The 24962-nt window shown below is 46.9% G+C and carries 26 protein-coding genes; 14 read left to right on the forward strand and 12 right to left on the reverse strand.

Going from position 1 to position 24962, the window contains the following annotated elements; all coding sequences use genetic code 11:
* Positions 1-310: 310 nt before the first annotated feature.
* Entirely contained in the window at positions 311-742 is a 432-nt protein-coding gene (locus ACO0KZ_RS13770) for a hypothetical protein (RefSeq protein ID WP_422996145.1), read from the forward strand.
* A gap of 206 nt (positions 743-948) precedes the next feature.
* Positions 949-1500 carry an REP-associated tyrosine transposase gene (locus ACO0KZ_RS13775; RefSeq protein ID WP_422996147.1) on the forward strand — a complete coding sequence of 184 codons (552 nt, stop codon included), beginning with the start codon at positions 949-951 and terminating at the stop codon, positions 1498-1500.
* Positions 1501-1647: 147 nt separating this feature from the next.
* Here ACO0KZ_RS13775 and ACO0KZ_RS13780 read toward each other — a convergent pair whose 3' ends face one another.
* The gene (locus tag ACO0KZ_RS13780) at positions 1648-2472 is read right to left on the reverse strand and encodes an alpha/beta hydrolase (protein ID WP_422996149.1); all 825 of its coding nucleotides are present in this window, start codon (positions 2470-2472) and stop codon (positions 1648-1650) included.
* Positions 2473-2807: 335 nt separating this feature from the next.
* Positions 2808-4070 (reverse strand): hypothetical protein, encoded by a 1263-nt coding sequence (locus ACO0KZ_RS13785; protein WP_422996151.1) that lies wholly within the window; start codon positions 4068-4070, stop codon positions 2808-2810.
* Positions 4071-4492: 422 nt separating this feature from the next.
* Here ACO0KZ_RS13785 and ACO0KZ_RS13790 point away from each other — a divergent pair, with 422 nt between their 5' ends.
* Entirely contained in the window at positions 4493-5476 is a 984-nt protein-coding gene (locus ACO0KZ_RS13790; RefSeq protein ID WP_422996153.1) for a hypothetical protein, read from the forward strand.
* A gap of 150 nt (positions 5477-5626) precedes the next feature.
* Here the strand turns inward: ACO0KZ_RS13790 and ACO0KZ_RS13795 are convergent, their stop codons facing one another.
* The 3 genes from ACO0KZ_RS13795 to ACO0KZ_RS13805 all read right to left on the reverse strand — a co-directional run bounded on the left by ACO0KZ_RS13795 (position 5627) and on the right by ACO0KZ_RS13805 (position 9466).
* A complete protein-coding gene (locus ACO0KZ_RS13795; protein WP_422996155.1) occupies positions 5627-7741 on the reverse strand; it encodes an SPFH domain-containing protein in 2115 nt (704 codons plus the stop codon).
* Between the two features lie 270 nt (positions 7742-8011).
* Positions 8012-8482, reverse strand: coding sequence for a 2OG-Fe(II) oxygenase (locus ACO0KZ_RS13800; protein ID WP_422996157.1), 471 nt, complete (start codon positions 8480-8482; stop codon positions 8012-8014).
* A 273-nt stretch (positions 8483-8755) separates the two neighbouring features.
* Positions 8756-9466 (reverse strand): hypothetical protein, encoded by a 711-nt coding sequence (locus ACO0KZ_RS13805; protein WP_422996159.1) that lies wholly within the window; start codon positions 9464-9466, stop codon positions 8756-8758.
* Positions 9467-9781: 315 nt separating this feature from the next.
* Between ACO0KZ_RS13805 and ACO0KZ_RS13810 the strand changes: the two genes are divergently transcribed.
* The 3 genes from ACO0KZ_RS13810 to ACO0KZ_RS13820 are packed head-to-tail and all read left to right on the forward strand — an operon-like array spanning position 9782 to position 11865.
* Entirely contained in the window at positions 9782-10597 is an 816-nt protein-coding gene (locus ACO0KZ_RS13810; RefSeq protein WP_422996161.1) for a class I SAM-dependent methyltransferase, read from the forward strand.
* Positions 10598-10633: 36 nt separating this feature from the next.
* Positions 10634-11314, forward strand: coding sequence for a hypothetical protein (locus ACO0KZ_RS13815; RefSeq protein ID WP_422996163.1), 681 nt, complete (start codon positions 10634-10636; stop codon positions 11312-11314).
* Between the two features lie 35 nt (positions 11315-11349).
* The gene (locus ACO0KZ_RS13820) at positions 11350-11865 is read left to right on the forward strand and encodes a GNAT family N-acetyltransferase (protein ID WP_422996165.1); all 516 of its coding nucleotides are present in this window, start codon (positions 11350-11352) and stop codon (positions 11863-11865) included.
* Between the two features lie 88 nt (positions 11866-11953).
* Here the strand turns inward: ACO0KZ_RS13820 and ACO0KZ_RS13825 are convergent, their stop codons facing one another.
* Positions 11954-12589: a LysE family translocator gene (locus tag ACO0KZ_RS13825; RefSeq protein ID WP_422996167.1), complete on the reverse strand. Its 636-nt coding sequence runs from the start codon at positions 12587-12589 to the stop codon at positions 11954-11956.
* 131 nt (positions 12590-12720) lie between these two features.
* Here ACO0KZ_RS13825 and ACO0KZ_RS13830 point away from each other — a divergent pair, with 131 nt between their 5' ends.
* Positions 12721-13176, forward strand: a complete 456-nt coding sequence (locus tag ACO0KZ_RS13830; protein ID WP_422996169.1) for an Lrp/AsnC family transcriptional regulator — start codon at positions 12721-12723, stop codon at positions 13174-13176.
* Positions 13177-13293: 117 nt separating this feature from the next.
* On the opposite strand, the gene ACO0KZ_RS13835 is transcribed toward ACO0KZ_RS13830, so the two are convergent.
* On the reverse strand, positions 13294-14115 hold the full coding sequence (locus ACO0KZ_RS13835) for a substrate-binding periplasmic protein (RefSeq protein WP_422996171.1): 822 nt from the start codon (positions 14113-14115) through the stop codon (positions 13294-13296).
* A 463-nt stretch (positions 14116-14578) separates the two neighbouring features.
* On the opposite strand from ACO0KZ_RS13835, the gene ACO0KZ_RS13840 reads away from it, so the two are divergent.
* The 7 genes from ACO0KZ_RS13840 to ACO0KZ_RS13870 all read left to right on the forward strand — a co-directional run bounded on the left by ACO0KZ_RS13840 (position 14579) and on the right by ACO0KZ_RS13870 (position 19472).
* The gene (locus ACO0KZ_RS13840) at positions 14579-15217 is read left to right on the forward strand and encodes a Vat family streptogramin A O-acetyltransferase (RefSeq protein WP_422996173.1); all 639 of its coding nucleotides are present in this window, start codon (positions 14579-14581) and stop codon (positions 15215-15217) included.
* Between the two features lie 65 nt (positions 15218-15282).
* Positions 15283-15681, forward strand: a complete 399-nt coding sequence (locus ACO0KZ_RS13845; protein WP_422996175.1) for an ACT domain-containing protein — start codon at positions 15283-15285, stop codon at positions 15679-15681.
* A 96-nt stretch (positions 15682-15777) separates the two neighbouring features.
* A complete protein-coding gene (locus ACO0KZ_RS13850) occupies positions 15778-16146 on the forward strand; it encodes an NINE protein (protein WP_422996177.1) in 369 nt (122 codons plus the stop codon).
* A gap of 71 nt (positions 16147-16217) precedes the next feature.
* Positions 16218-16715 carry a GNAT family N-acetyltransferase gene (locus tag ACO0KZ_RS13855; protein WP_422996179.1) on the forward strand — a complete coding sequence of 166 codons (498 nt, stop codon included), beginning with the start codon at positions 16218-16220 and terminating at the stop codon, positions 16713-16715.
* Positions 16716-16794: 79 nt separating this feature from the next.
* Entirely contained in the window at positions 16795-17115 is a 321-nt protein-coding gene (gene sugE, locus ACO0KZ_RS13860) for a quaternary ammonium compound efflux SMR transporter SugE (RefSeq protein ID WP_422996181.1), read from the forward strand.
* 47 nt (positions 17116-17162) lie between these two features.
* The gene (locus tag ACO0KZ_RS13865; protein ID WP_422996183.1) at positions 17163-17555 is read left to right on the forward strand and encodes a VOC family protein; all 393 of its coding nucleotides are present in this window, start codon (positions 17163-17165) and stop codon (positions 17553-17555) included.
* A gap of 330 nt (positions 17556-17885) precedes the next feature.
* On the forward strand, positions 17886-19472 hold the full coding sequence (locus ACO0KZ_RS13870) for a methyl-accepting chemotaxis protein (RefSeq protein WP_422996185.1): 1587 nt from the start codon (positions 17886-17888) through the stop codon (positions 19470-19472).
* 252 nt (positions 19473-19724) lie between these two features.
* Here the strand turns inward: ACO0KZ_RS13870 and ACO0KZ_RS13875 are convergent, their stop codons facing one another.
* From ACO0KZ_RS13875 to ACO0KZ_RS13895, 5 genes are all read right to left on the reverse strand, one after another.
* Positions 19725-20801, reverse strand: coding sequence for a branched-chain amino acid ABC transporter permease (locus ACO0KZ_RS13875; RefSeq protein WP_422996186.1), 1077 nt, complete (start codon positions 20799-20801; stop codon positions 19725-19727).
* 51 nt (positions 20802-20852) lie between these two features.
* On the reverse strand, positions 20853-21869 hold the full coding sequence (locus ACO0KZ_RS13880) for a branched-chain amino acid ABC transporter permease (RefSeq protein WP_422996187.1): 1017 nt from the start codon (positions 21867-21869) through the stop codon (positions 20853-20855).
* 312 nt (positions 21870-22181) lie between these two features.
* Positions 22182-22916, reverse strand: coding sequence for an ABC transporter ATP-binding protein (locus ACO0KZ_RS13885; protein ID WP_422996189.1), 735 nt, complete (start codon positions 22914-22916; stop codon positions 22182-22184).
* On the reverse strand, positions 22909-23697 hold the full coding sequence (locus ACO0KZ_RS13890) for an ABC transporter ATP-binding protein (RefSeq protein ID WP_422996191.1): 789 nt from the start codon (positions 23695-23697) through the stop codon (positions 22909-22911). Before ACO0KZ_RS13890 ends, ACO0KZ_RS13885 begins: the two co-directional genes overlap by 8 nt.
* A 7-nt stretch (positions 23698-23704) precedes the next feature.
* Complete coding sequence (locus ACO0KZ_RS13895; RefSeq protein ID WP_422996193.1) at positions 23705-24937, reverse strand: substrate-binding domain-containing protein; 1233 nt, start codon at positions 24935-24937, stop codon at positions 23705-23707.
* Between the last annotated feature and the right edge of the window lie 25 nt (positions 24938-24962).

Below are 24962 nucleotides of genomic sequence, written 5' to 3' on the forward strand. Positions count from 1 at the left end.
TTGCTCCGTCGCGCGCCTTGTACTGCATCCCGCGAATTGAATTTCTTGGCATGCCAAGATTTTGGGTGTCTCATGTAGGGCGGGTGCAACCCGCGCTGTAAATCAATCATAACGATTTATCGTTCAAAAATTCTTTCAAGCATCAAATCACCATCGCGACATTATTAAAACTCTGACGGCGCGGGTTGCACCCTCGCCCTACAGGATCGGCAATTCCTTAAATTGAATACCCTAGTATGCTAATATCGCGATGAAACTAAAGTGCACGCATTTTTCTCTAACCAAACGAATTGATTGAAATTGTTAGATCATGGAAAACCGTATCATCGTTTTTGTTATCTCTTCGCTGGTCGCGATCATAGTTTCGAGTGTCTTAATTGGTTCGACATTTGTTGCTTTGGATTCTGTTCAGCAACAGGAACGATTCACAGAGGTGTGGGTTGGCGGTGATGGCTTAGGAGTTAATTTGAAGATAGAGTTTTTCGGTAAAAAATATCGTACTACTTGGGACGGGTGTTTAGGGGAATATGGCAGGGCAGAAGGTGAGTTTGTCAAAACTGAGGATCATATTCGTTTCAATCCGAAAACTGAAGCGGGTATGATGAAAGATCGTTTTCGTGCTATGCGAGTAGTGCGGAAAGAAGGTCAAGAATATTTAATCGATGTAGATGACGAGAATGCATTGGATTACCTTGAAATCTCGGGACTGAAGAAGCTGAACGAATCGGAAAGAGTTAGGTAAACAATTTGTAGGGCGGGTGCAACCCGCGCTGTAAACTGACACTAACGATTTATCGTTCAAATATTCTTTCACGTTTCAATTCACCATTACGGCATATTGAAAATTCTGGCGGCGCGGGTTGCACCCGCCCTCCGGGGTTCGTCGTTGTTTTCGACTCGATTGCTTCGTGATACGCTTGCTGTTTTCAATCGATTGTACACTTATCTATGTCCCGCTATCGCCGCGCTAACATCAAAGGAGCCACGTATTTCTTTACGGTGGTGACCGAGCGTCGGCAACCTATATTGACGAATGCGGATATACGAGATGCTCTGCGTGCCGCAATCGTGAAGGTGCGGGCATCAAATCCTTTTGAGATTGATGCATGGGTTTTACTCCCTGATCATTTGCATTGCATTTGGACTCTGCCGGAAGGCGATGCGGATTTCTCGACGCGTTGGCGTTTGATCAAACGCGAAGTCACGGTGGCGGTTGGTGCGAACTATTTTCGTGAAGAATTTCAAACCGAACGACGTGCACAAAAACAGCAAGGCACCATCTGGCAACAGCGATTCTGGGAGCATATCATCCGCGACGATGATGACTTTGCGGCGCATATGGATTATTTGCATTTCAATCCCGTCAAACATGGATTGGCGAAGACCGTGAATGAATGGCCTTGGTCTTCGTTTCATCGTTTGGTCAATGACGGTGTTTATCCTTCGAATTGGGGTGGTGAAGGCTCTGATGCCATTGTCCTCAAACACGATGAGAATTAATAAATTGTAGGGCGGGTGCAACCCGCGCTGTAAATCAATCATAACGATTTATCGTTCAAATATTTGTTCAAGAATCAAATCACCATTGCGGCATTCTGAAAATTCTGGCGGCGCGGGTTGCACCCGCCCTACAAATTTGGCCTACGCTCACCGAAAAGCCTCATTCAGAAACGGAATCACCCGCGCACTATAAGCATCCGCAGCATCCCGATAAGCAAAGGTATGATCAACACCCGGCAAGATCATCAGCTCCGTTTTTGCCGCATCACCGAATGCCCGTTGTAAGCGTTCGCCGAAATGCGGTGGCGTATAAATATCAGCGTCGCCGTGTATCAGTAACACCGAGGGATTACCTTTGACCAATGCAGCTTGGCGCTCTGGCCTGAGGTTTCTTTCTAAGGATGGCCAGACCACTTGCGACATGCGGATTGCCGCGTTGGCGACTGGGTAGTGTTTCCAAAAATCGGGAAGAGTAGGGAAGGCGGCTTCTAACACCGCTGCTTGGTAAGGGCTACCTTCTCGTGCTAATGAGCACAGACCCCAAGCTGCGCCGAATGATGCGCCTATGAGCCCGACTGGTAAGTGTGGGTGACGTCGCTGCGCCCAGATGCCTGCCGCGAGTATGTCGGCGGGATAGTCGAAGGATTTGCCTTGGCTCTCGCCGAAGCCGTTTGCATCAAACACCAGCACGTTAAAACCCGCTTGGCGAAATAGATCTGCGTGACCATAGCGCAACCAAAATCCTTTTGCTGCTTTGCCCATGGGATGGGCAAGTACGAGGGTGGCTTTTGCGTTGCCCGCAACGCCTGTTTCGCTTTCCGCTGCACCCCACAAACCTTGTAGCTGCGCACCGTTGCCACTTTGAAAGTTGACGCGTTCCCATTTTGATTGCTCACTATTATTTGGCCAAACCCATGGCACTTCAAAACGCCCGAAGAAGGGTTTGCGTAAAATTTTGTGCGGCAAGCTCATAGGGTTTCCTTCATCGGCGGGTTGGGCGCATCGTGGTCGGTACTCGACCTAGGATGGATTTTTCGATGATAGCTTACCCAGGAACTTGCTTCAAAGTGCAAGGGCTCTAATCCAAGAATGCACATTGAAAAATTCTGGCGGCGTGGGTTGCGCCCAGCTCACAGTCTACCAATTAATCGCTTATCACTTTTTGTACGCATTTAGCTCAAGGTTTCGAGTCCATAAGCTAAATACTGACATCCCAATGATGCAAGCTAAATGTTATTGGCAGCGCGCGGTGATCAGCCGTGTGATCTGACTAATTCTCGCGGAATACTTACACAAAATTCTCAGCATCACAGGAAATCAAATTTTTGCTCATAGAGGAATAGTTGATTATTCGCGACGCTGATTTGTGTTGATGCCGTTGTTTCTGGAATGCGTTTCCAGTCTACGCCATCTTGGCTGCGGAAGATGCCATCATAGCTCACTGCTAGCCAAATGCCTTTGAAACTGGCGATAGAGAAAATTCTGGGATTAATGGTTTGTAGTGCCGATTTGTTCCATAGTATGCCGTCTTTACTTAATCTTAGCTGATCGTAGCCGAGCAATAAGAATTGCGAATTTTGGAATTGACCATCATAAACATAACCGGTGAGGTCGAGCGAGATCGGTGACCATTGGCGACCATCGCGCGAATAAAATGCGAGATGACAATTTTGCGTGAATATGAAGACACAGTTGACATTGAGATTTGTTTGACCCGTGGTTGTACGGACATTTGTATAGTTTTCAACCGCGACGTATCCAGTGTCGGAACCGACGACTAAGGATGCGTTCAGATTCTTTATACGGCTGTCCGATCCTAAAATAACGGACTGTACCCAAGTAATCCCATCGTCGCTGCTAAAGTCACCACCTTTGATTGGGAGTCCTGTGGTGAAAATGCGATTCCCTTGAATGCTGAGATGACTGGTACCTGTATCCCAGGCGAGTGTGAAGGGCAATTCACTTTCATCTAATTCAAGATCGCAACGTGTTGTCCAATTTATTCCATCGCTACTGGTGATGATGTAAAAGGACTTGCTGGTTCCATTGGTGGCCTCGGCGTAAGCGATATAGCGCGACGCTTTAAAGACTATCTTGCGAATGTTTAGCGGTAAATCTAACTGTCGCCATTGCTTTCCATTCTTGCTTGCAATGAGTTTACCATTGGCGATCGCCCAAAACTGGTCATTCATAAAGCTCAGTTGCTCTGCTTTGATTGGTGTGCCAGACGCGCGCAGTTGCAATCGTTGAATCCAGTTGGTTCCGTCATTGCTCAGCCGGCTTATCGACGAGTTGAGATAAACGCCATTGCCATACACGACGTAACCAAGACCCAACTTGGATTCAAGGTTCAATGTGGCGGTTAGATCGGTGATGCCAGCATTCGCGTCTGACAGCTCGCTTTCAATCGCGGTGTAAGTCTTTCCGTTGGTCGAGCAGGTTTTTGCAGGCGAAACGGCGATGCCACCCGATGAGGCAGCGGTATTTGCTGGTGCTGATCCACCACCTCCGCATGCGCTAAGAAGAATAAGTGCCGACAGGAGCGAGAGCAAGCAGTAAAATTTTTTCATGAACTAAAATGAAGATAAAAAAGAAAAATGTTCTTGCCAGATAATAGTCTTTGGATCTAGCCTGGTCAACCAAGCAATCAGCTCGCTTGTGTCGATTTTTAGTGCAAATTATCCGTCTTGAGTTTATGGCTCCGATATTTTCTCTTGGATTAAATTTTCATCGCGACATCTTGAGAACTCTGGCAATGCGGATTTCCGTGCGCTACGTTTTTTTAAAGATGCTTTCAATTCCGTCTAAGTATTTCCTATCTATCGACATTGGTGAAAAATAGGGATTCGATTTCACATTTTGTTAAAATGAATTGGTATATTAGATAATTTCTCATACAATGCCCCTACGCATTCGGCTCAAAAATCCTTTGGATAAGGTGCAAGCACTTTAGCGTCTGTCGAAATTTTTTATAATCTACTTGAACCCACTCATGAAAATTATAGCCTCACTTTTTTTAGCAAGTCTCGTTGCGTTACCTGTTCACGCCAGCGCCCAGTCGTCTGGATTTAGTCTTAAGAAGATCATTAAGGACAGTGTCAAAGAAGGGCAGCAGAGCGGGTCTAAGCCTGAGCAAACTGCGGGAGCTCCTACCACCACATCAGCAACGACGCCGACCACGCAAGGTAGCGTGGGATCAACTCCGGTTAAAGAAGGCGTTGTGCAACTTGATGGGCAGCCTATTCCGGGCTCTCCGGGTTTACTGTTGGATTCGAATTCTTTTGTGAAGTTTGCAGCAGGTATTCGCAAGCCAGAAATTGGTGGTATCAGTTTAGGGATGAATGTGAATGATGCTATGCCCCTCATCAAAAAGCTTAATCCAGCCTATCGCATAGAAACTCTGAAAATCATGGTAAATAATTATCGAGGTGTGACTGCAAAAGCTGGCCCTCCAAATGCGATACCTACGGATCAGTTTACGGTGTATTTTAACGAGGCAGGTAACATTTGGCTGGTTAATCGCCACATCGAGCTGCCGAAAGATCAACCGCTTTTATTGGACACATACAAAAAGGCCTTATTTGAGAAATACGATGCCTCAAATACGCTGATCTCTGAACGTAATCGTGCCAATTACCCAGATTTTGCTTGGTCTTTTGGTATGAATGGACAGCAATATGCATCGCATAATCTGGATTCCAAATCGGCACCTTGTGCCTCACTACCGTACACATTGTATGTACCGATTACGGATTCTGTAACCATCCCAAATAATTTCCGCAACACCTGTGCGTTAGCGCTGACAGTTAGTGCGCATATGCAATCGAAAACTGATTTGATTCAAAGCTACACCATGCTGATGTATTCGCCTGCCTTGATTCGTGATGTGAACACGATGAACTCGCTGCAGGCCGAATACCTAAAGCAAAAACGTGAGGCAGAAGAGAAGGCGCGGGCGAATAAACCGCAGTTTTAGTTCCGTAAGACGGATGTAATCGATTGTGCTGCGCGGGCTGCATACGCCCTAAAAATTTCAGATCTTCTTTGCGCTCTATACATGCCTGCGAGCTCATAAAACAGAAATGGTGAGCTCAACATCGCTCACCATTTTTACTTGAACAGGGCCTTAAGTTTTCACACTACTCGCGACCTTCGGTTCAACTACTGGCTCAGCGATTTTGTTAGCACCAGCCAAATTCTGGCTCACCAAATTGGCCAACAAGACATTCACTAAAGAACCAGAACCTTCTGCGCCATTGCCGCCTGCGATGATCTGTGGCACCAAAGGAATCTTGGCTTCTGCTAAAGCTCTGCCGACTTCGATCAACGCATAATTACTTTGTCCCACTGCTGTGGTTTTGCGTTGGATGACTTCCGCTTCGGCAGTACCAACGGCTAAGGTGTTTTCAGCTTTTGCTTTACCCACCACGCTAAACACTTGCGCATCGGCTTCGGCGTTGACGATTTTAGAACGTGCATCGCCTTCTGCGTTTAACACGCGAGCATCTTTGTCACCCTCGGCTTTTTTCACCATCGCACTGGCAGCGAATTGCGAAATCTCGACTTCGCGTTCGGCGGCTACCACTTTGGATTGCGTGTCGGCGATCGCTTGGGCTTGCGCCAATTCCTTGCGTGCTACCTGCGCCAATTGCTGCGTTTTGAAAGTCACTTGTTCCTGCTCGGCGATCTTTCTGTCAGTCAGTGTCTTCATCAGGGCATCTGGTGGCGAGATATCACCGATGAGCGTATCAACCGCGACGACATTGTATTCGCGCAGGGCTTCAGCGATGCGGTTCTTGGCATCAGATTGACGTTGCGCGCGACCTTTTAAAAAGTCGATCACATCTGAACCTTGCGCTGTATTGCGGAAGTAATTGCCTATGGTCGGTTCCAATACTTGCGTGACCAGATTCGCCACATTACCAAAGCGCGCGATGACTTTTGGCGCATCGGTACGCGGGATGTGAATGATCTGCGACACGTCCAGATTAAAGGTGAAACCGTCCGAGCTACGCACTGTAATCGTCGACAAATTTTTATCCAAGTTATGCGCTTCAGTTTTACCCGTCGCCCAGTTTAAGACCACGTTGGCAGTTGGTACGCATTCGACTTTATGGGTGTATGGATTGATAGGATATTTGCCTGGATCGAGCGGCTCTACCCACACACCTTTCTGGCTTTTTCTAACCAGATTGCCGTGCTTAAAACTGTCGCCAGTGACGTCTTCTCCTTCGCCACCAACATAGGCGATGACGACACCAGCATTGGCAATAGGTACTTTAGTCATCTCGACGATCTCTACCGTCGCGAACATAGGATTGATAAAGTAACGACCGGCCAAAATGACTTGTTCTTGCAAGCCTTTATAGCCACCCGCATCGATAAACGCTTGTCCATGCTGGTACATATTGTGATTCGCGATTTCTTTACCCGCGATTTCACCAGTGTTAAGTGGTGCGCCTTCCTTGGTCGTGACAACACCTACCATATTGTCTGGAACGTCGATGACATTCACCGCTTTCACGCTGAACAGTCGCGGATTGATACGGTACTGACCATTTGGTACGACCGAGATTTGCGGGCCACGTTCACCGCCGCCGTTTAAGAAGGCCTGTGCATCCTGAAACATATTCGATTCAACATGACGCGCCAGCACGCGACCGTTCGGAATTGGCGAGCCGCCATGAGCTTCGACGATACCGATCTGATTTTTCTCGATAGACGTGACTGGTTCTTTGCTCACGCGGAATAGCAAAGTATTGATACGATACGAGCCCTCAGGTACTACTAAACCTTGCGGGCCACGTTGGCCACCACCGGATAAAAAGGCGCGGGCGTCCTGATACATATCGCAATCGACATGCTTACCGATGATGTCGCCGTCGTTCAAGGGACTACCATCACGTGATTCCACCATGCCGATGAAATTCTCAGGGATGATCGTTAATTCTGCATTCACAACTGTGTATTGCCACGGCCATAAAGCGTAGTGTACGCCAGACGCCAGGGTATCGACTTGGTCGCCCGCTTCGCCGTTTAAGGCCACGATTTTTCCTGGTGGCAGATCTTTGTGATCGCCCCATAGAACAAATTTCTTAGTTACCAGACCGATCATATTGTCGGGGATGATAATGACACCAAAAAACCAAAGTACACGCCGCCATGCAAGTACGAGTAACACCAACACCACTACCCATGTGTAGGACCAAGGCAATGCACCCACATTCTCAAAACCATTCATTTTATACTCCCTCAATTGGATGTTAACGAGACCGCCATCAGCCGTATCGAAATCAACAGAGATATTCTTTATGTCGTTTGTTGACCCTGCTGCAGCGACTAATGCAACGGTTCGTGTGAGCAGTATAGTAATTGAATGTTTTTCAACAATGGCAAATTTTTGAATTTTTAACCAGCCGGTTTTTGTTGATTAATTGCTTGATCAGGTATGCAGAATTGTGTGATCGAAAAAACTTTCGAGCTGGATCGGTGAAAGTTGATGCATGAATTCTTAAGCGTTTGCGCGCCGTCGAAACCAACCAGTTAGTGACATTCTGTCCCGCGTCGCTGGTAAGACCTCATGTAGCATCTCGGCCGATAGAAATACCACCATGCGGCAAGCTATTGGTGAAATGTCTTGCGTCGGACAATCTAGCGGATACAGGCGCAGAGCGCCGCCCTCGTCGGTTTGCCAGTGATCGTTCAGATAAATCACGATAGAAATAGTGCGGGCATCATCATTGTGAAAACGATCCACATGTTTGCTATACGACGCTCCGGGTGGGTAGAATGAAAAATGGCTCTCGTAGTTATCCAATCCTAAATACAAAGTTTGATTTAGTAAGACTCGTATCTGTTCCATCATCCCTAAATAGGCGTCACATGCAATCGATTGCCCGGCATGCAGCCAGGCGATTTGGTCGCTGCGTATTCTCGCTTGTAGAGTCGTTTGAGTACCTTGACCGACACGCGCGAGTGTCAAGACATTCATCTCACGTAAAGCGATGCACTCTGCCGCTAAGAGTGCATTGAGTTCTTTCGATAAAAAAAGATTGTGTTGTGACCAGCCATGTTGGACTAAGTTGTCGCACAGGGTGGTAAGCGCCGGACTGGAAAGAACGGGGGGACGTCCCCGATACAAGGTGAGTGAAATAAACTGCCTCTTTTAGGATTGAGATAATCGTGCATGTGCATCGTTTGACCCAAAAAAGAGGGGAGTTTTTTGTTCATAGTGGCTACAAAAAGTTTGACTCGGCTATTCACCCAGTAGCGCTAAAGTGTCCTGCCATTGTGCCATCCAAGGCATCAGAAATTCATGTTCCATGAATACGCGCTTCAGACGCGACATAGGTACCCGGTAATTGTCATTCAAACCTAGAGCTAACGTCACAGGATTCCATAACCATTTATTCTTTGCCGCTTTAGCACTGCTTTTAATGCGCGCACCTTCGTCGCCGAAAATTGCTTCGCCATTCATTAAAGCCACTTCGAAATTGATCTTCACCAAGCTAGCAAATGCGAGTATGGCCTGTTCTTTGATGATGCCTTTGTTCGACTCCACTATGATTGGCTTTTGCTCCTTGGCAGGCAGCGCGTCTTTCTTTATTTGTTCCAACAGACGGTTCAAATCTTTACGAAGAAAACGCAAATCGTCTAAGGGCGCGCGTATGCCGGGGGATGGTAACTGGATCGCGATCTTATCGGCATCTTTGGTCATGGTAATCAGCACGTCTGCGCTACCTGCGGCTAATCTTTGTGTGTCACCTTGAAAAAATATAGGCGCTGCATAACCGCCATTGGCATCACCGAATAATTCTGGAAACTGATCGTTATAGTCCAACCAAACATAGGGCGTAATACCGTATTCGATTAAGCTCGCTAAGCGCCATGCATTGCCAGTTTGCTCCTGTAGCCAAGTGCAGGCTTCTGCCAGCGTCGCGCGGTAGGCTAAGTCGGGATGGTTCATGGAAAGCTCTTAGAAGAAGTGAGAAGAAATACCTTGATTGGACATCCTCTTTGTCCTGCGGTATGAGAAGACGATTATAGGCTAGTGCAGAACGTTTGGATATGCTTATCGACGCTTAGGGCTGACATAACCGTCAAGCTCAAGTCAAGTTGCGTCAAAGTGTAAAGTTTCTAGAGAAAAAAAACAGTCAGAAGGCATAACAATAAAGCTATGCAGATATAAATTGCATTATGATGTCATTTGATTTCTTGCTAGCTGGGCACATCACAGTGCTATTGCTTCAATCAAACTTAGAAAAAACACAGAAGGATACACATGAAAAATTGGATTTACGCCGTATTGATGGCCACAGTCACCGCAGCCGCATTATCTAGTCCTGTGTACGCAGAAGATGCAGCATTAAAAGCGGCGGTGGCAGCACCTACCCGGAACAAAGATAATGCGACCCGTGATGCGGCGCGTCACCCTTATGAAACTTTGAGTTTCTTTGGAATTAAACCGACCATGACGGTCGTAGAATTAGTGCCTGAAGGTGGCTGGTACACCGAAATTTTGGCACCGTATTTGCGTGCGAATGGGTCTTTGATTGGTGCCGGTGATCCTTTGACGGAAGATCAAGAAGGTTTCTATACGCGTCTATTTAAGAAGCTGCTGGACTCGAATCCTGCGGTCTACGATAAAGTAAAGATGGGTGTGTTTCAACCATCAAAGAAGAAATTTGATTTTGCCAAAGATGGCAGTATCGATATGGTCTTGACTTTCCGCAATGTACACAATTGGGTGAATAAAGGCGATGAAGACGTACGTGCTGCTTTCAAGGCGGTTTTTGCCAGTCTGAAATCGGGTGGCGTATTTGGTGTGGTTGATCATCGTTTGCCGGCGGGTATGCGTCAGGCGCCGGATGCACGCGGTGGTTATGTACATGAATCTTATGTCATTCGTTTGGCGGAAGAAGCGGGTTTTAAATTGGCCGCCAAATCAGAAGTTAATGCTAACCCTAAAGATTTGGCGGATTATCACAATGGCGTCTGGTCTTTGCCGCCATCATTCGCAAATGGCGAGCACAATCGCGCTCGCTATGCGGCGATAGGCGAAAGTGATCGCATGACCTTGAAGTTCGTAAAACCTTAATCACCAATCAACCGACATCTTTATTTCACATAAAAAATGATCAAACAAAATTTATTAATTTCGCTGTTTGCTGTGTTGGCAGCCAGTGCAACTTTGACCAATGTCACTCAAGCGCAAACCACAGTCAAAGGTATGGAAACCGTCGGCGTAAAAATCGGTGACACACAAGCTGAGATGGAACTGGCATTAAAAAATGAAGGTTACTATTTTTGGCGTAAGAGTAACTTTAAGGCCGAAGCAGGTTTACCTGAGCGTATAGCCACCGCCCACTACAAGAAAGATGGTAGAAATTTAGAGCCTGATTTCTTAATGGTGGCATTTAGTTCGGTGACGTCTAAAGTCGTTGCGCTTAGTCGCAGTGAACGTTATAACGTGGAAGTTCTGGTTCCTGACCTAGTGAAAAATATGTCGGCGAAATATGGCACACCCGCCGCCGTGCGCGGTACTACCGAGGCCTCATGGGTAGAGAAACGTATTGGTAAAGACGCTACACCTTTGACGCAGTGCGAAGCGGCAGCGGGTTTGCAAATCAATTATGCTGCGACGATAGACAACTACGCCAACTGTAAACGTGCAGTGCGCTTGGCAATGAGTCCAGGATCAAAACCGCAAATCGTCTGGAGAATGACGCTTAATCTGGTCGATTTCGAGACCATGTATGATGAAGCTGTGCAATTAAGAAATGCTTTGAAAGACAAAGTCGATATCAAGCCTTAATGAATTAATTCGGCATTTTGAATTGTTGTGACCTTATGAAAATCCTGGGAACTTCCCGCTTGAGTTTGCGCCAAATGTCGGTCGATGATGCCGAGTTTATGTTGGCCTTACTCAACGATCCTTCTTGGTTGCGTTTTATCGGGGATCGTGGCGTTCGCACACTCGAGGATGCGCGCGATTATATTCTGCAGGGGGCGATGGCCAACTATGCGCGATTCGGCTATGGTTTCTATGTGGTCGAATTGAAGGACGCAGGAATCGCGATTGGCATGTGCGGCTTGGCAAAGCGCGATTACCTTGAGCACGCCGATCTCGGCTTTGCCTTTTTGCCCGCTTATTGGGGGCAAGGATATGCGTTTGAAGCTGCCGCCGCGACCCTACACTATGCGAAGCAGCAATTGCATTTGCCTCGCATTTTGGCAACGACTCGCCTAGACAATTTATCCTCTTCCAAATTGCTGGAAAAGTTAGGCATGCGTTTGGATAAGATCATCATGCATCCAGACGGAGACCGGGAATTGAAGTTGTATGAGATTGATTTGACCTCGTGAGCTATTTGTACGCGATCGCTAATTGGCTTACCTATGCACCGAGCTCGGCACGCAAAAAGCACACAACTTAGCGGCAACTAAGCGGCAACTAAGCGCGCATCAAACCGCTATACAAAGTTAAGATGGCGGCAGCGATCAATAAGACGCCGATACCTTTTGCCAATATCGCGTTGGTGCGTGGTTTGTTTGCCAAAACATGCTGTGCCTGTACTGCCATGATCGCGACAGTACCGTACACGATGAGTTGCGTACCTGCCGTAATGAGTGACAAGACGCTGGTTTGTATCCATATCGAATCGCCATCACGTCGTATGAATTGTGGAAAGATAGCGAGCATGAAGATGTAGGCTTTGGGATTGAGCATACAAGTTGCAACGGCTCCCATAAAACTCTTTTGCAAATTCGCGGTACCATGTCTTGCATCAAGGCTGGCCAAGGCATTGACTTGAATTAAGCCCCAGCCTAACCAGGCAACATAGGCAGCTCCGGCGATGAGCATGGTATGGTAAGCCCAGGGAATCAAAGTAAGGACGGCGCTGACGCCTGTCGCCCCTATGATCATATGGAAAATGCCGCCTACCATCGTGCCAGCCACTGCCGCGAAGCCAGCACGATAACCACCTTTCATGCTACTACCCATCACGTAAGCCATATCCATCCCGGGTAAAATAATGACGCCGGAGATGACTAAAAAATACAGCCACAGATTGCTCGTTCCGCTCATGTAATTTCCTTTCGTTCAGTCTAGAGTTTGAGCGGTCTATGTTAGAGTGCCATGCAGCAGAGCACCATGCGAAGTTGAAGGTTTTAGATTTAGAACTCCGACATAATCGAAAGTCTTTTGAGAGGTTTGCTTTGAAGTTTGAAATTGACAGCTATGACCGGAAAATTCTTGCGCTTTTGCAAAGCGATGCACGCTTGAGTTTTTCTGAAATTGGGCGACGCATACATCTGACTTCACCAGCGGTCGCAGAGCGCGTCAGGCGCCTGGAGGAAGCACAAATACTGCAAGGCTTTACTTCACGCTTGAATTTACGCGCCCTTGGTTATAGTTTTGAAGCGCTAATTCATATCACCGTTGATTCGCATGCGGCGCTTGATCAATGGACGCAACAACATCCTGAGGTTCTGGGTTTGTATGCAACTACCGGAGAGCAATGTGCGATGATGCGGGTGGCGGTAGTGGCACCAGAACATCTTCAGAGTCTGATCCTATCGTTAGGGAAAATCGGGAAGACACAAACCTCGATTGTGCTTTCAACGCAATGTGCCGACCGTGAGATAGTGCCAGCGGATCAAATTACATGGTAGTGATTCTGTTATCTTAATTACCTGCTGAGAATGGCGTACCACTATAAAGTAAAATAGGTACTAACCAGATCGTAATCAATCGAATATCCTGACGATCCATAAAGATTCTTGCCTGAATTAGTTGAGTACTTTGATCAGTTTTGTTAGTTCGCCGGTTTTGAATCCTCGTTTAATGGCAGCATCAATTTGTTGCATCTCTTTTTCAAATTGACCTTTGGCGCTGGCAAAATGAATGGTGTCATAAAACATGGGTGTTTTGGACACGTAAAACGTTTTGCCTAATAATTCTGGGTCGCGCAAGTCGGGAATATAAGTTTGGTGTAGATACGTCAAGAATTGTTCCTGTTTATCAAATTGAACTAATCCCCACAGCAATACATCGGAGCGTTTCGCGATGAGTTTTCTGAAGCGTGCGGACGCTTGCGCTGAGTCTTCATCGATCTTGAATATTTTATTTTTCGCTAGTTCAAACTCCATACCATGACTGACACCTCGTTCGATACTGACTGTTTTGTTCTTTAAATCCGCTACCGAGTTTAATGGAATTTGTGGTTCACCATACGCGATCGCCCAGATACGTGAACTCAATACGGTTTCGGAATAGCGATAACGGGTAAGACGCTCGGGAGATTTGGAAAAACCCCAGATGATGCCTTTGCCATCCAGTGTCATTTGCTTTGCACGATTCCAGGGCACGGAGACAGCCATTAAGCGCATGTCCGTGTTTTCTGCTAAATAGTGCAGAACATTGCGCAAGCCCACGCCGACTGGCTGCAGTCGGCCTTTGGCGTCTAATTGTTCTTGCACATACACGGTGATGATAGGGGTTGCTGTTGTCTTATTTTCTTCCGTACTTACAGTATCTGCAATCAAGGCATAGACGTCTTTCATCATGCTGCAAGAGCAGATTAGACAAAGTGCAGTAAGAAAACGTTTCATATATCATTCCCTAGCTAGCGCAAGAAGATATTATCCTAAGTTGAACACCACTGAAAGCAGATTTTATTTGTGTTTTCAAGGCTTATCCTGGCAAAGCAGCGGCCTCTCATTGTTGTTATTTTAGACACTTAAGTGAAGTCTTATCTGGATAGATTAGGCATCCTTAGCCATTCAGATGTGGCGTTAAGCTTGCGGTAAGCTCTTCCTCGCCTCTTTGTATGCGTTTGGTATTATGATGATAAGCAGCGTAGAGTAGGGATATAGCGAGTGCAGGTGCTTTGAGCTAAGTCAGGATTTTGACTAATTCGATTTACTTTATAAGTCAGTTCACTCTAGAAACTTGGCACCTGTTTATTGGGCGCGCAAAACGTTCGACGCTCTCGGTGGCTAAATTTTTCTTATAACTCTTTTTGATCTTGATAGTAAAATTCGATAAACAGCTAATGTTCGCTAGGAGTTCAATTTGTTTGGTCCTGATCCTCTCAACCCACATCCTATGCCGGGTTTTCCACAAGTTTGCTTTATAAAAAACAAGATTCAAAATCCCGCAATTATTGTGGGTGACTACACCTATTATGATGATCCCGATGGCGCGGAAAACTTTGAACGCAATGTGCTTTATCATTTTCCTTTTATCGGCGATAAACTCGTGATCGGAAAGTTTTGTGCAATTGCACGCGGTGTCCGGTTCATTATGAATGGTGCTAATCATCCTATGTCTGGCTTCTCTACTTATCCCTTTTACATATTTGGTGGTGGCTGGGAGGCGGCCGCACCTGAGGCAGGCGAGTTGCCGTTTAAGGGGGATACCTTGATCGGCAATGATGTTTGGATAGGTTACGATAGTCTCATTATGCCGGGTGTGAAAATCGGCGATGGCGCTATCATTTCTTCGCGCTCCGTGGTGACGCGTGATGTCGCAGCTTACACTGTCGTTGGTGGTAATCCGGCGCAGCCTATTAAACAAAGATTCGATGCCGACGTGGTTGTCCAATTACTGAATATTGCGTGGTGGAATTGGCCTGTGCAGAAAATTAGCCAACATTTAAAGGCGATTACTGCAGGTGATATTGCAGCGCTCAAGCAGGCGGCGCTTTCTTAAATGACGTCGAGTGTTTGAAAATTTTTGTAAAGTGGGCGGCACAGTGATATTCACAGTGGAAGTATATGATGGCAATTTCTGATCTAAATGTGCTGTTAAAAAACATGAGCCCTGAGTTGAATGAGGGGCAGTATGTTTTTGTGAGCTTGCCGTTGAATTCTGATGTACCTTGGAGTCAAACCATAGCGGCTATCCGCGAGCAAGAGGGGTGGTCTATTGTATTGGAGGTTAGTCTCGCTCAGCGCTTGGGGTTTGCTTCCGACTACTTATGTTCTTGGATTACCTTGAACGTGAATTCAGACTTAGCGGCAATAGGTTTGACTGCCGCATTTTCTACTGCGCTAGGACAGGCTGGAATTAGCTGCAATGTCGTCGCAGGCAAGCAGCATGATCATATTTTTGTACCTAGTCATCAGGCGCAGCTGGCGATGGAATGTCTGTCGCAATTGCAGCGATCTTCATAGCTCAACTGCGATATTGGATCTGCTTAACTAAGTAACTCGTAGTTGTACCAACATAACACTGACACGCAGTCGTACTTAATTTGTTAAGGATAAGAAATGACTGAAACTGGTTTCAACAGTAATGCCAAAACATGTGATGAAAAATACTGTATGGATTGTGGTTCGCTGATTAAATTGAAAGCCGAGATCTGCCCAAAATGTGGTGTGCGCCAAATGGCCGCGCCCGTATCGAGTAATATTGGTGCGGTGGCACCGAATGGTAAAAGCAAAATTGCGGCAGCCTTATTCGCGATATTTCTAGGTTGGATGGGGGCGCATAAATTCTATCTGGGAAGTGTGGGGTGGGGTGTCGTCTACCTGCTCTTCTTCTGGACAGGGATTCCTGCATTCGTCAGTTTTATTGAATTTATTCTACTGTTGACCATGAGTGACGAGGCTTTCAATCAGAAGTATGGACAGCTTTGAATTGGTTCAATTTTTATTTTTAGACTTGGAAACGACTTGTTGCAACGATGACTCAGCTTAAAATTCGGCAAATGCAGGCATCAGATTTTGACAGCGTGATGTTGATACAGGCGGCATGCTATTCAGGGGATATTCCTGAATCGCGCAACTCTTTGCAGGCGAAGTTCGATGCCAGCTCCGAGACTTGTTTGATTGCCCAATGTGAAGATCAGGTTCTCGCTTACTTGTTTGCTTTGCCTTGGCTGTCGACCGCGCCGCCAAGTTTGAACGCCAGTACTTGCCACCTTCCGGTTAATCCAGATTGCTTGTATTTGCACGACTTGTCAGTCTCGCCCCATCTTCGAAACACAGGAGCTGGAGCTGCTTTGGTCAGGATGTTTTTTGAATTGCAGCAGCAAGCAGGATTACCTTCCGCTTGCCTAGTTGCCGTACAAAACTCGGCGCCATTTTGGCGTCGCTTTGGATTTGAAGTGACTCAGGGCGATGCTGTCTTGGCGGAAAAACTCGCCAGTTACGGTGCCGATGCCCGCTTTATGCAACGGCAAGCAACGCTAACTCCCGTGATGTAAACTAGTACGGTGGGGACGACCTCACTGTGGGCAAACTTCATCGGGGACGACCCCAGTTCTAAATCGATAAAGGATAGTCATGAATTGGTTAATTCTGGTGGTAGCAGGTTTGTTTGAAGTCGCGTGGGCTATAGGGTTGAAGTACACAGAAGGATTCACTCGATTCTGGCCTAGCGTGATGACCGGAATGGCGATGCTAATCAGCGTGGGATTACTCGGCATTGCAATGAAGGGGCTACCGGTAGGCACAGCCTATGCTGTTTGGGTGGGCGTCGGTGCGGTCGGCACCGCCTTGTTCGGTATAGTCTTATTCGCTGAGCCAGCGAATGCAGGGCGTCTCGTCAGTTTATTGCTCATCGTTGCCGGTATCGTCGGACTGAAGTTGAGTACACCACATTAGTGCGTCTGAAACGCTCATTTTTCCAGTACACCTCAGGGACGCAAACCATGCAATTACTCGCCATTCACCATGTTGCCATTATTTGCTCGAACTATGCGGTGTCGCGTCAATTCTATGTCGAGCAATTAGGTTTAAAAGTGTTGGCAGAGCATTTTCGTGCAGAGCGACAGTCGATGAAATGCGATCTTGCATTACCTGATGGCAGTCAGGTCGAATTGTTTTCATTTCCTAGTGCTCCACCACGCCCATCTTATCCAGAAGCGCGTGGCCTGCGTCATCTGGCTTTTGCGGTGACTGATGTGTTAGCATGGAAATCCAATTTAGAAGCTCACGGGATCGCGGTTGAACCCATTCGTATTGATGAGTTTACAGGACAAAAATTCACCTTCTTTGCTGATCCTGATGGTTTGCCGCTGGAGTTGTACGAATCAAAAAAATAGATTTATTTTTTTTCTGGTGTAGTAAGCTTAAGGCAGTTTTGTCGAACAAAATCAATGAAAGGCCAATGATGGCAAATACGCCTCCTTCTAAGCCGCTATCAGCTTTAGATCAAAATTCACGGATTACATACTGAGGGGCGATACCGTCGACGAACAATGTTCATTGTAGTTGATCTTCGTAAAATGATTGTGTCTAATGAGCAGAACAACATACTCAATACAAGCTTGACGAATAAAACACAAAGCGGCGCTAGTCAATCATAAAAATGATAGCTAAAACGCACATATCAATAGAAAATTTCTTTCGGATTTTCCATTTGGGAGCTCAACATGAACATCAAAAATCTAAAAATTGGTCAAAAGTTGGGCCTTAGCTTCGTAGCTATAATTACTTTGCTATTGGTTATTTCAATGGTGTCCTTAATGGGCGTGAATCATTTCGTTGATGATCTTAATTTGATCAACAAGGATAGGTATCCCAAAATCCAATTGGCTCACACTATCAAAGATGAGCTTAACGAAACCGCCCGAAACCTTCGCAATCTTCTATTGTTGAAGGATCCCGAGATTTTAAAGGGTGAATACGCGAATATAGAAGAGAGCAGTAAGGTCATAAGTGCGTCCCTAGACAAATTAGATACGATGATTACTTCTGAAAAAGGCCGGGAAAATTTAAAAAATTTGACTGCAGTTAGGGGAAACTTTCTTCAGGCTAGAAATAGATTCTTAGCCTTGACCAAAGAGGGCAAGAATGAAGAGGCTTTGGCCTTATTGATTAGTGAAGTACGTCCAGTTCAGTTAAAGTATTTCGAGGTATTGGATCAATTGATCGCCTATCAGCAACAACTCATGGCAGAAGCTGAAGGTGCGTCAGAAGCTTACGCAACGAGCCAACGCCGTACGATGATAGGCGTATCAGCACTGGCTATCGTGTTGTCTATGTTGTTCGCCGTTCTAATAACCCGGGCTATTACACGGCCACTACATACAGCCGTTGATTTGGCTCGCCGTGTGGCGGATGGTGATTTGACGGCAACGGTTGAGGTTGAATCCAAAGATGAAATCGGTCAATTGATGTTAGCCCTGAATCAAATGAGTGAGAGTTTGATCAATATTGTGAGCCAGGTGCGCGCTGGAACCGACACCATAGCAAGCGGTTCAAGTCAAATCGCTACTGGTAATTTAGATCTGTCGACCCGCACCGAAGAACAAGCCAGCTCATTGGAAGAAACTGCGTCTTCGATGGAAGAGTTAACCAGTACCGTAAAACAAAATGCTGACAATGCACGTCAGGCCAATAAATTGGCGAGTTCGGCTTCTGATGTCGCTGTGCGCGGTGGTGGTGTCGTTTCACAAGTCGTCACTACCATGGGCTCGATCAATGAGTCTTCAAAAAAAATCGTCGACATTATTAGCGTCATTGACGGTATCGCTTTCCAGACCAATATTTTGGCATTGAATGCCGCGGTGGAAGCGGCACGCGCTGGTGAACAAGGTCGTGGTTTCGCTGTCGTCGCTTCAGAGGTTCGCACCTTGGCGCAACGCTCCGCTGCCGCAGCGAAAGAAATCAAATTCTTGATTGATGATTCCGTTGCAAAAGTCGCCGAGGGTAGTCGTTTGGTTGCTTCCGCCGGTAGCACGATGGATGAGATCGTTACAAGCGTGCAACGTGTCAGTGACGTGATTAGTGAAATCACTGCAGCGAGCAATGAACAAACCGCGGGGATAGAGCAAATCAATACCGCTATAGTACAAATGGATGAAGGCATACAGCAAAACGCTTCTTTGGTTGAAGAAGCAGCCGCTGCCGCAGAAACTTTGCAAGATCAGGCACACAAACTAGCCGATGTTGTTAGTGTCTTTAAGCTCAAATCCAACCAGAAAGCCGCTTTAATCCATCTCCCTATTCTTGGGTAATCGGAAGTATTGCCAATCCGATTGATCCTTTGGCATTGCCTGACGCTAGCTTAGTTATATTGGCGTGTGTGTCGCTTGAAACGTCGAATTAAGTTTCGTCTCTATGCTCGGCGCTAAACTCGAAAAAAAGTCTGGTTTTGTGCAACAAATCTGAAAACCATTTTGTGTACAGCCTCTTATTGCAAAAATTAAAAGGACTCATTTTCTCTTGAATCTTGTGAGTAATTTGTCGCGCAAACTTGCTTTGTCGCGCTACTTTTTCTGATTGTTCCGCAGTTTTCCCACGATACCCGTCGGAAAAAAGTAGACCGACAAAATAAACAGCACACCCAGCCATAGCATCCATCGGTCTGGATGAAAGATTTGCGCGAGTAACGGGTAGTCGACCAAGGCTTCAGAGCCTTGCGCCATCACATTCTTGAGATAGTTCTGCGCAATGATAAAAAGCGCTGCGCCTACTACCGCGCCGTACAGCGTCCCCATGCCGCCGATTACCACGATCAATAGGATGTCTGTCATGACTTCAAATCCCAGCATGGTCTTCGGCCCCACATAGCGTAACCATAAGGCCATTAAGGCTCCTGCCAGAGCCGCCACTAAAGCGGCGAGGCAGTTGGCTAATACACGGTACAAAACCGTACGATAGCCAAGCGCTTCGGCGCGAAATTCATTTTCACGTATCGCTTGTAAGACCCGACCGAAGGGCGAATTGACGACGCGCAGTAGGAATAAGAACAAAAGCAGGCAAGCAAAAAATACGATGTAGTAAGTGATGACTTTTCCGTCTACGGTGCGACCAAAAACATCACTTTCAAATAACTGAAAACCTGGCGTCAATAGCTCAGGTACACGGAAAGTCTTACCATCTTCGCCGCCAGTGAAGTCAGACAACTGCGAGGCCAATACCGCGAAAGAGGACGCAACCGCTAAGGTAATCATAGAATAGAAAATTGCTCTGACACGCAGTGCAAACAAACCGATCAGCAATGCCAGTAGCAGTGTCAATAACAGAGCCAAGATGACGCCCACAAAAATCCAGCTCCAACTAGGATTCTGGCTCGCCAGTGCCAAACCTACGCCATAAGCACCAATGCCAAAGAACATAGTGTGAGCGAAGGAAACAATGCCGGTGTAGCCTAGCAGTAAGTCGTAAGATGCGACTAATATGATATAGACACAGATGGTCGCTGCGGTATTTAATGGACGAGCGCCACTCGTGATGAACGGCGCAGTCAGCAGCCCCAAGAAAATCAAAATTAGTAAGCTCGATAAAACGCGGCTGCGCGGTTGATCATCGGAGAGTAATTGGCGAAACAGAGGGGTGGTCATAGGTCTTGTCTTGGTTATTTATCTTGAGCGTAATCGGAAAAAATAGATGGCCTAAGCACCGCGTCGACCGACGGAATACAGACCGGCAGGTCGCCATAGCAAGATGGCCATCATCAACACAATATTCGATATCAAGGCAAATTTAGGTAGCAAAAAGCCAGCGTAATTACTGACCAGCGCCATCAGCAAGGCGCCGATAAAACAACCGCCGACAGAACCAAGTCCACCGATGATGACCACGATAAATACCATTACCATGATTTCGCTCCCCATCGTTGTCGTCAAAGTTTCTTTGTACAAGCCCCACATCACACCACCTAATCCGGCCAACGCAGATCCAGCTGCAAACACGGCGACGAAAAGGCGACGTATGCGATAGCCCAGTGCTTCGACCATTTCACCGTTTTCTACACCAGCGCGTATCAATAAACCGAGCTTGCTACGATTTAGAATAAGAAACATGGCGGCGAAAACGCTCAGGCCAACGACGACGGCGATGAGACGATATTTTTCAACGGCCGCATCGCCGATAAATATCGCACCACGCAAACTTTCAGGCAGGGGCAGGGGGATTTGTTCCGCGCCCCAGATTACCCCCAGCAATTGCTCCGCAACGATCATGCCGCCCATAGTGATTAGGATTTGTTTGAGATGCTGCCCATACACAGGCATGATGATTAGCCGCTCAAACGCCCAACCAATGATGGCAGTAACCAGCATAGCAACGAACATGGCTAAACCAAGTACGGCCAGATTCATCCCCAAGGAGTCAATTTCCAGCCAACTTTTGAGCGGAATCAGCACCATGGTTGCAGCGTAGGCACCGACTGCGACAAACGCACCATGACCAAAGTTAAGTACGTCCATCAAACCAAAGACCAGCGTTAAACCACTCGCCATAATGAAAATCATCATTCCCATCGCGAGTCCCGCGATGGTTAAGGTGAGCCAAGTCGGAAAGCTGGCAACTAAGGGCAGCATGATCAGTGCCAGAGCCGGGACTAGCAATAGAGGTGCCAGGTCACGCGGTGTTTTGGGTAAGCTATTGCTTGCTTCAATATTATTCATTTCAAGTCCTAATTCTTCTTGTCGCTAATTCCCGTGCGCAGGCCGGGGGTGTCCCGGCAGCCACATACTTTCTTTGCTTCGCCAAAGAAAGTATGCAAAGAAAGGCGACCGCGCTACGCCGCCCTTCGGGTTCCCAATTGTGCATGACAAAAAATGGGAAGTGTCTACAACTCGCTTCGCTCAGACAAAGACACTTCTTTTTCCATTTTCTGTCACGCACAATTGGCGGCGCAGGAGCGGAAATTCCGAGATATCAACCGATACTGCCATACTCGAGTCATAACAAAAGAGATAAAATCAAACGCAAATACTTCACTGATGACTCGCCAACGACAAACCCAATAACTTCTGCTGCAATTCTTCATCCTCAGCCAACTCACGCATGCTACCTGCATGAACGATACGCCCGTCATCCATCACTGAGACGGTATCGCCCAGATTGCGCACGAAACTAAAATTTTGTTCGACTAGCAAGATCGTCGTGTTGTTTGCCTTGAGTTCTTGAAAGGCGGCGATCAGACTCTGGATGATGGCGGGGGCCAGGCCTTTGGTTGGCTCATCGACTAGTAATAACTTACGTGGTTCTATGATGGCGCGAGCGATAGCCACCATTTGCTTTTGTCCACCTGAGAGATTACCCGCCGGATAGTTCCAAAATTTTTTCAAAGCAGGAAAAAAACCGAAAATCCATTCCAGTCGTGCCGTATCCATAGGGCCATTTCTTGCCGCTAAATGGAGGTTTTCTTTCACCGTTAAATCAGAAAAAATCGCCATGCTTTCGGGCACATAAGCGATACCCGTTTGAGCGATGTCTGGCGTGGTTTTGCTGGTAATGGCTTCGCCATCAAAAACGATCTTGCCGCTACTGGCATGCCATAGACCCATGATGGTTCTTAGCGTAGTAGTTTTGCCAGCACCATTGCGACCTAGCAGGACAGATAATTGGCCGCGAGGCACAATCAAATCGACACCTTGCAAGATATGGTATTCGGCAATGTGGGTATGCACGCCTTCTAAGCTGAGTAGTGCAGGAGCCGGATTATTCATGAGCGACTCCCGTACCTAGATAGGCTTCTTGAACAATGGCTGATGCCATGACTTCGACTGGATCGCCATCCGCCACGAGCGTGCCATTATGTAAGACGATGATGCGATCGGCTAAAGTGCGTACCACATCCATTTTATGCTCTACCAAGAGTATGGTTTTTTTGTTGTCGTTTTTCACTTCTTGTATCAAGTCGAGTACTACAGGCACCTCATCGATACTCATACCCGCAGTTGGCTCGTCGAACATCATCACGTCGGGTTCTAATGCCAGCAATAACGCTACTTCAAGTTTGCGCTTATCGCCATGCGATAAGTTGATGACCTTATCTTGGCGACGATCAGCTAATGCCACCCGTTGCAGATAGTGCTCGGCACGCTCGATTAGCTCTTTATGGCCAGACCACAAGGAAAAAATATTGAAACCGATGCCAGCGCGACTTTGCACCGCTAGCCGCACATTTTCTATCACTGATAAATGCGGAAATAAATTCGTGAGTTGGAAAGCCCTGCCTATGCCTGCTCGCGCGCGTTTTGCCGCGCCTAGCGCAGTGATATCTTTACCTGCTAAATGCACACTACCTGAACTAGCGCTTAACTGACCAGAGATTAAGTTGAAATAGGTAGTTTTGCCTGCACCGTTAGGGCCGACTATAACGGTTAATGTCCCGGGATAGAAATCGGCACTGACTTGATTGACCGCGACATGGCCGCCAAAGCGTATGCTCAAGTCACGGGTGCACAAAGAGGGTGCAAGCAAGGAAGGCGTAATAGCTTTTTGCATGAAAGTCTTATCGCTTATTTTTGACAGGGACAGGGATTTCACTGGCAGGAATTTCTCGTACTAGCTCTAACAAATCCCATTCATTCTTTTGATCTTTCTTGATCTTGAAGTGATACATGGATTGCAGTGCTTGATGATCTTCCTTACGGAAACTCATTTTGCCTTTGGGGGTTTCAAATTCCATACCCTCCATGGTGGTGATCAATTTTTCAGTATTAGTTGATTGTGCTTTGCTTAAAGCCGTATAGACTGCACTCGCCGCCGCAAAACCACCTGCCGTGAAAAAATCGGGTGGCGCTTTAAAGCGTTTATTATGTTCAGCGACTAACCAGTCATTCATCTTGTTTTTTGGAAAATCATAGTAGTAATAAATCGTGCCTTGTGTGCCGACATAGGACTTCCATAGCTTCATGACGGGCAAAATATTTCCACCTGGAGCCAAATTGATGCCGAAGCGCTCTGGCTTTAAGTCTGCTAATTTATTCATTGGGCTAGGACCTGCCCAAACAATTTGTAAGATGCGTGGTTCTGGTTTATTTTTTAGCGCATCAAAAATTCTTTGTGCTGGTGCTGTGAAGTCAGTACTGGTTTGTGCTGCATATTCTTCGTGCACCACTTTAGCTTTGGAACCGGCAGTCGCTAAGGCTTCTTTTGCGGCTTTCACGGCATCGCGTCCAAAGGCATAGTCTTGCGCTAAAAAGGCGATACTGCCCCCAGATTTAATGGTGCTTGCGGCGGCTAACGCATCCTGCATAGAATTGCGACTGGTGCGGAAGATATAGCGATTCCATTTGTCGCCAGTAATCGCATCTGCAACCGCCGGCTCGACAATCAAAATCTTTTTGTATTCTTCTGCGACGGGGAGCATGGCAAGCGCGGAGCCTGACGAGGTGGTGCCAACAGCGATATCCACCTTGTCATCACCATAGGCTTCCGCTAACAAGGTGCGCCCCATATCGGGCTTGCTTTGATCGTCTTTGATAATGACTTTGATCTTCTTGCCATTGATCTCCATCTTGCCGCCGGTCATATATTCCAAACCCATCATGAAGCCGGTTTCGGTTTCTTTGGCGTAGGCTTCTAAGGCGCCGGTTTTTCCTGCAATGAGCGCGATCTTGATATCTTGTGCCAAAGCAGCACTGCTATTGAGGCAACTACCTAGAAACAGGCTCAGCAGGCCAAGGCTGATAGCGGTGCGTCTGTGCTTTTGTATTTCGATTTGTGTAGATTTGGTTTGCATGGCGTCTCCTGCGATTTGGTTTTTT

Source organism: Undibacterium sp. Di24W (genome assembly GCF_049340325.1).
Taxonomy (GTDB): domain Bacteria; phylum Pseudomonadota; class Gammaproteobacteria; order Burkholderiales; family Burkholderiaceae_D; genus Undibacterium.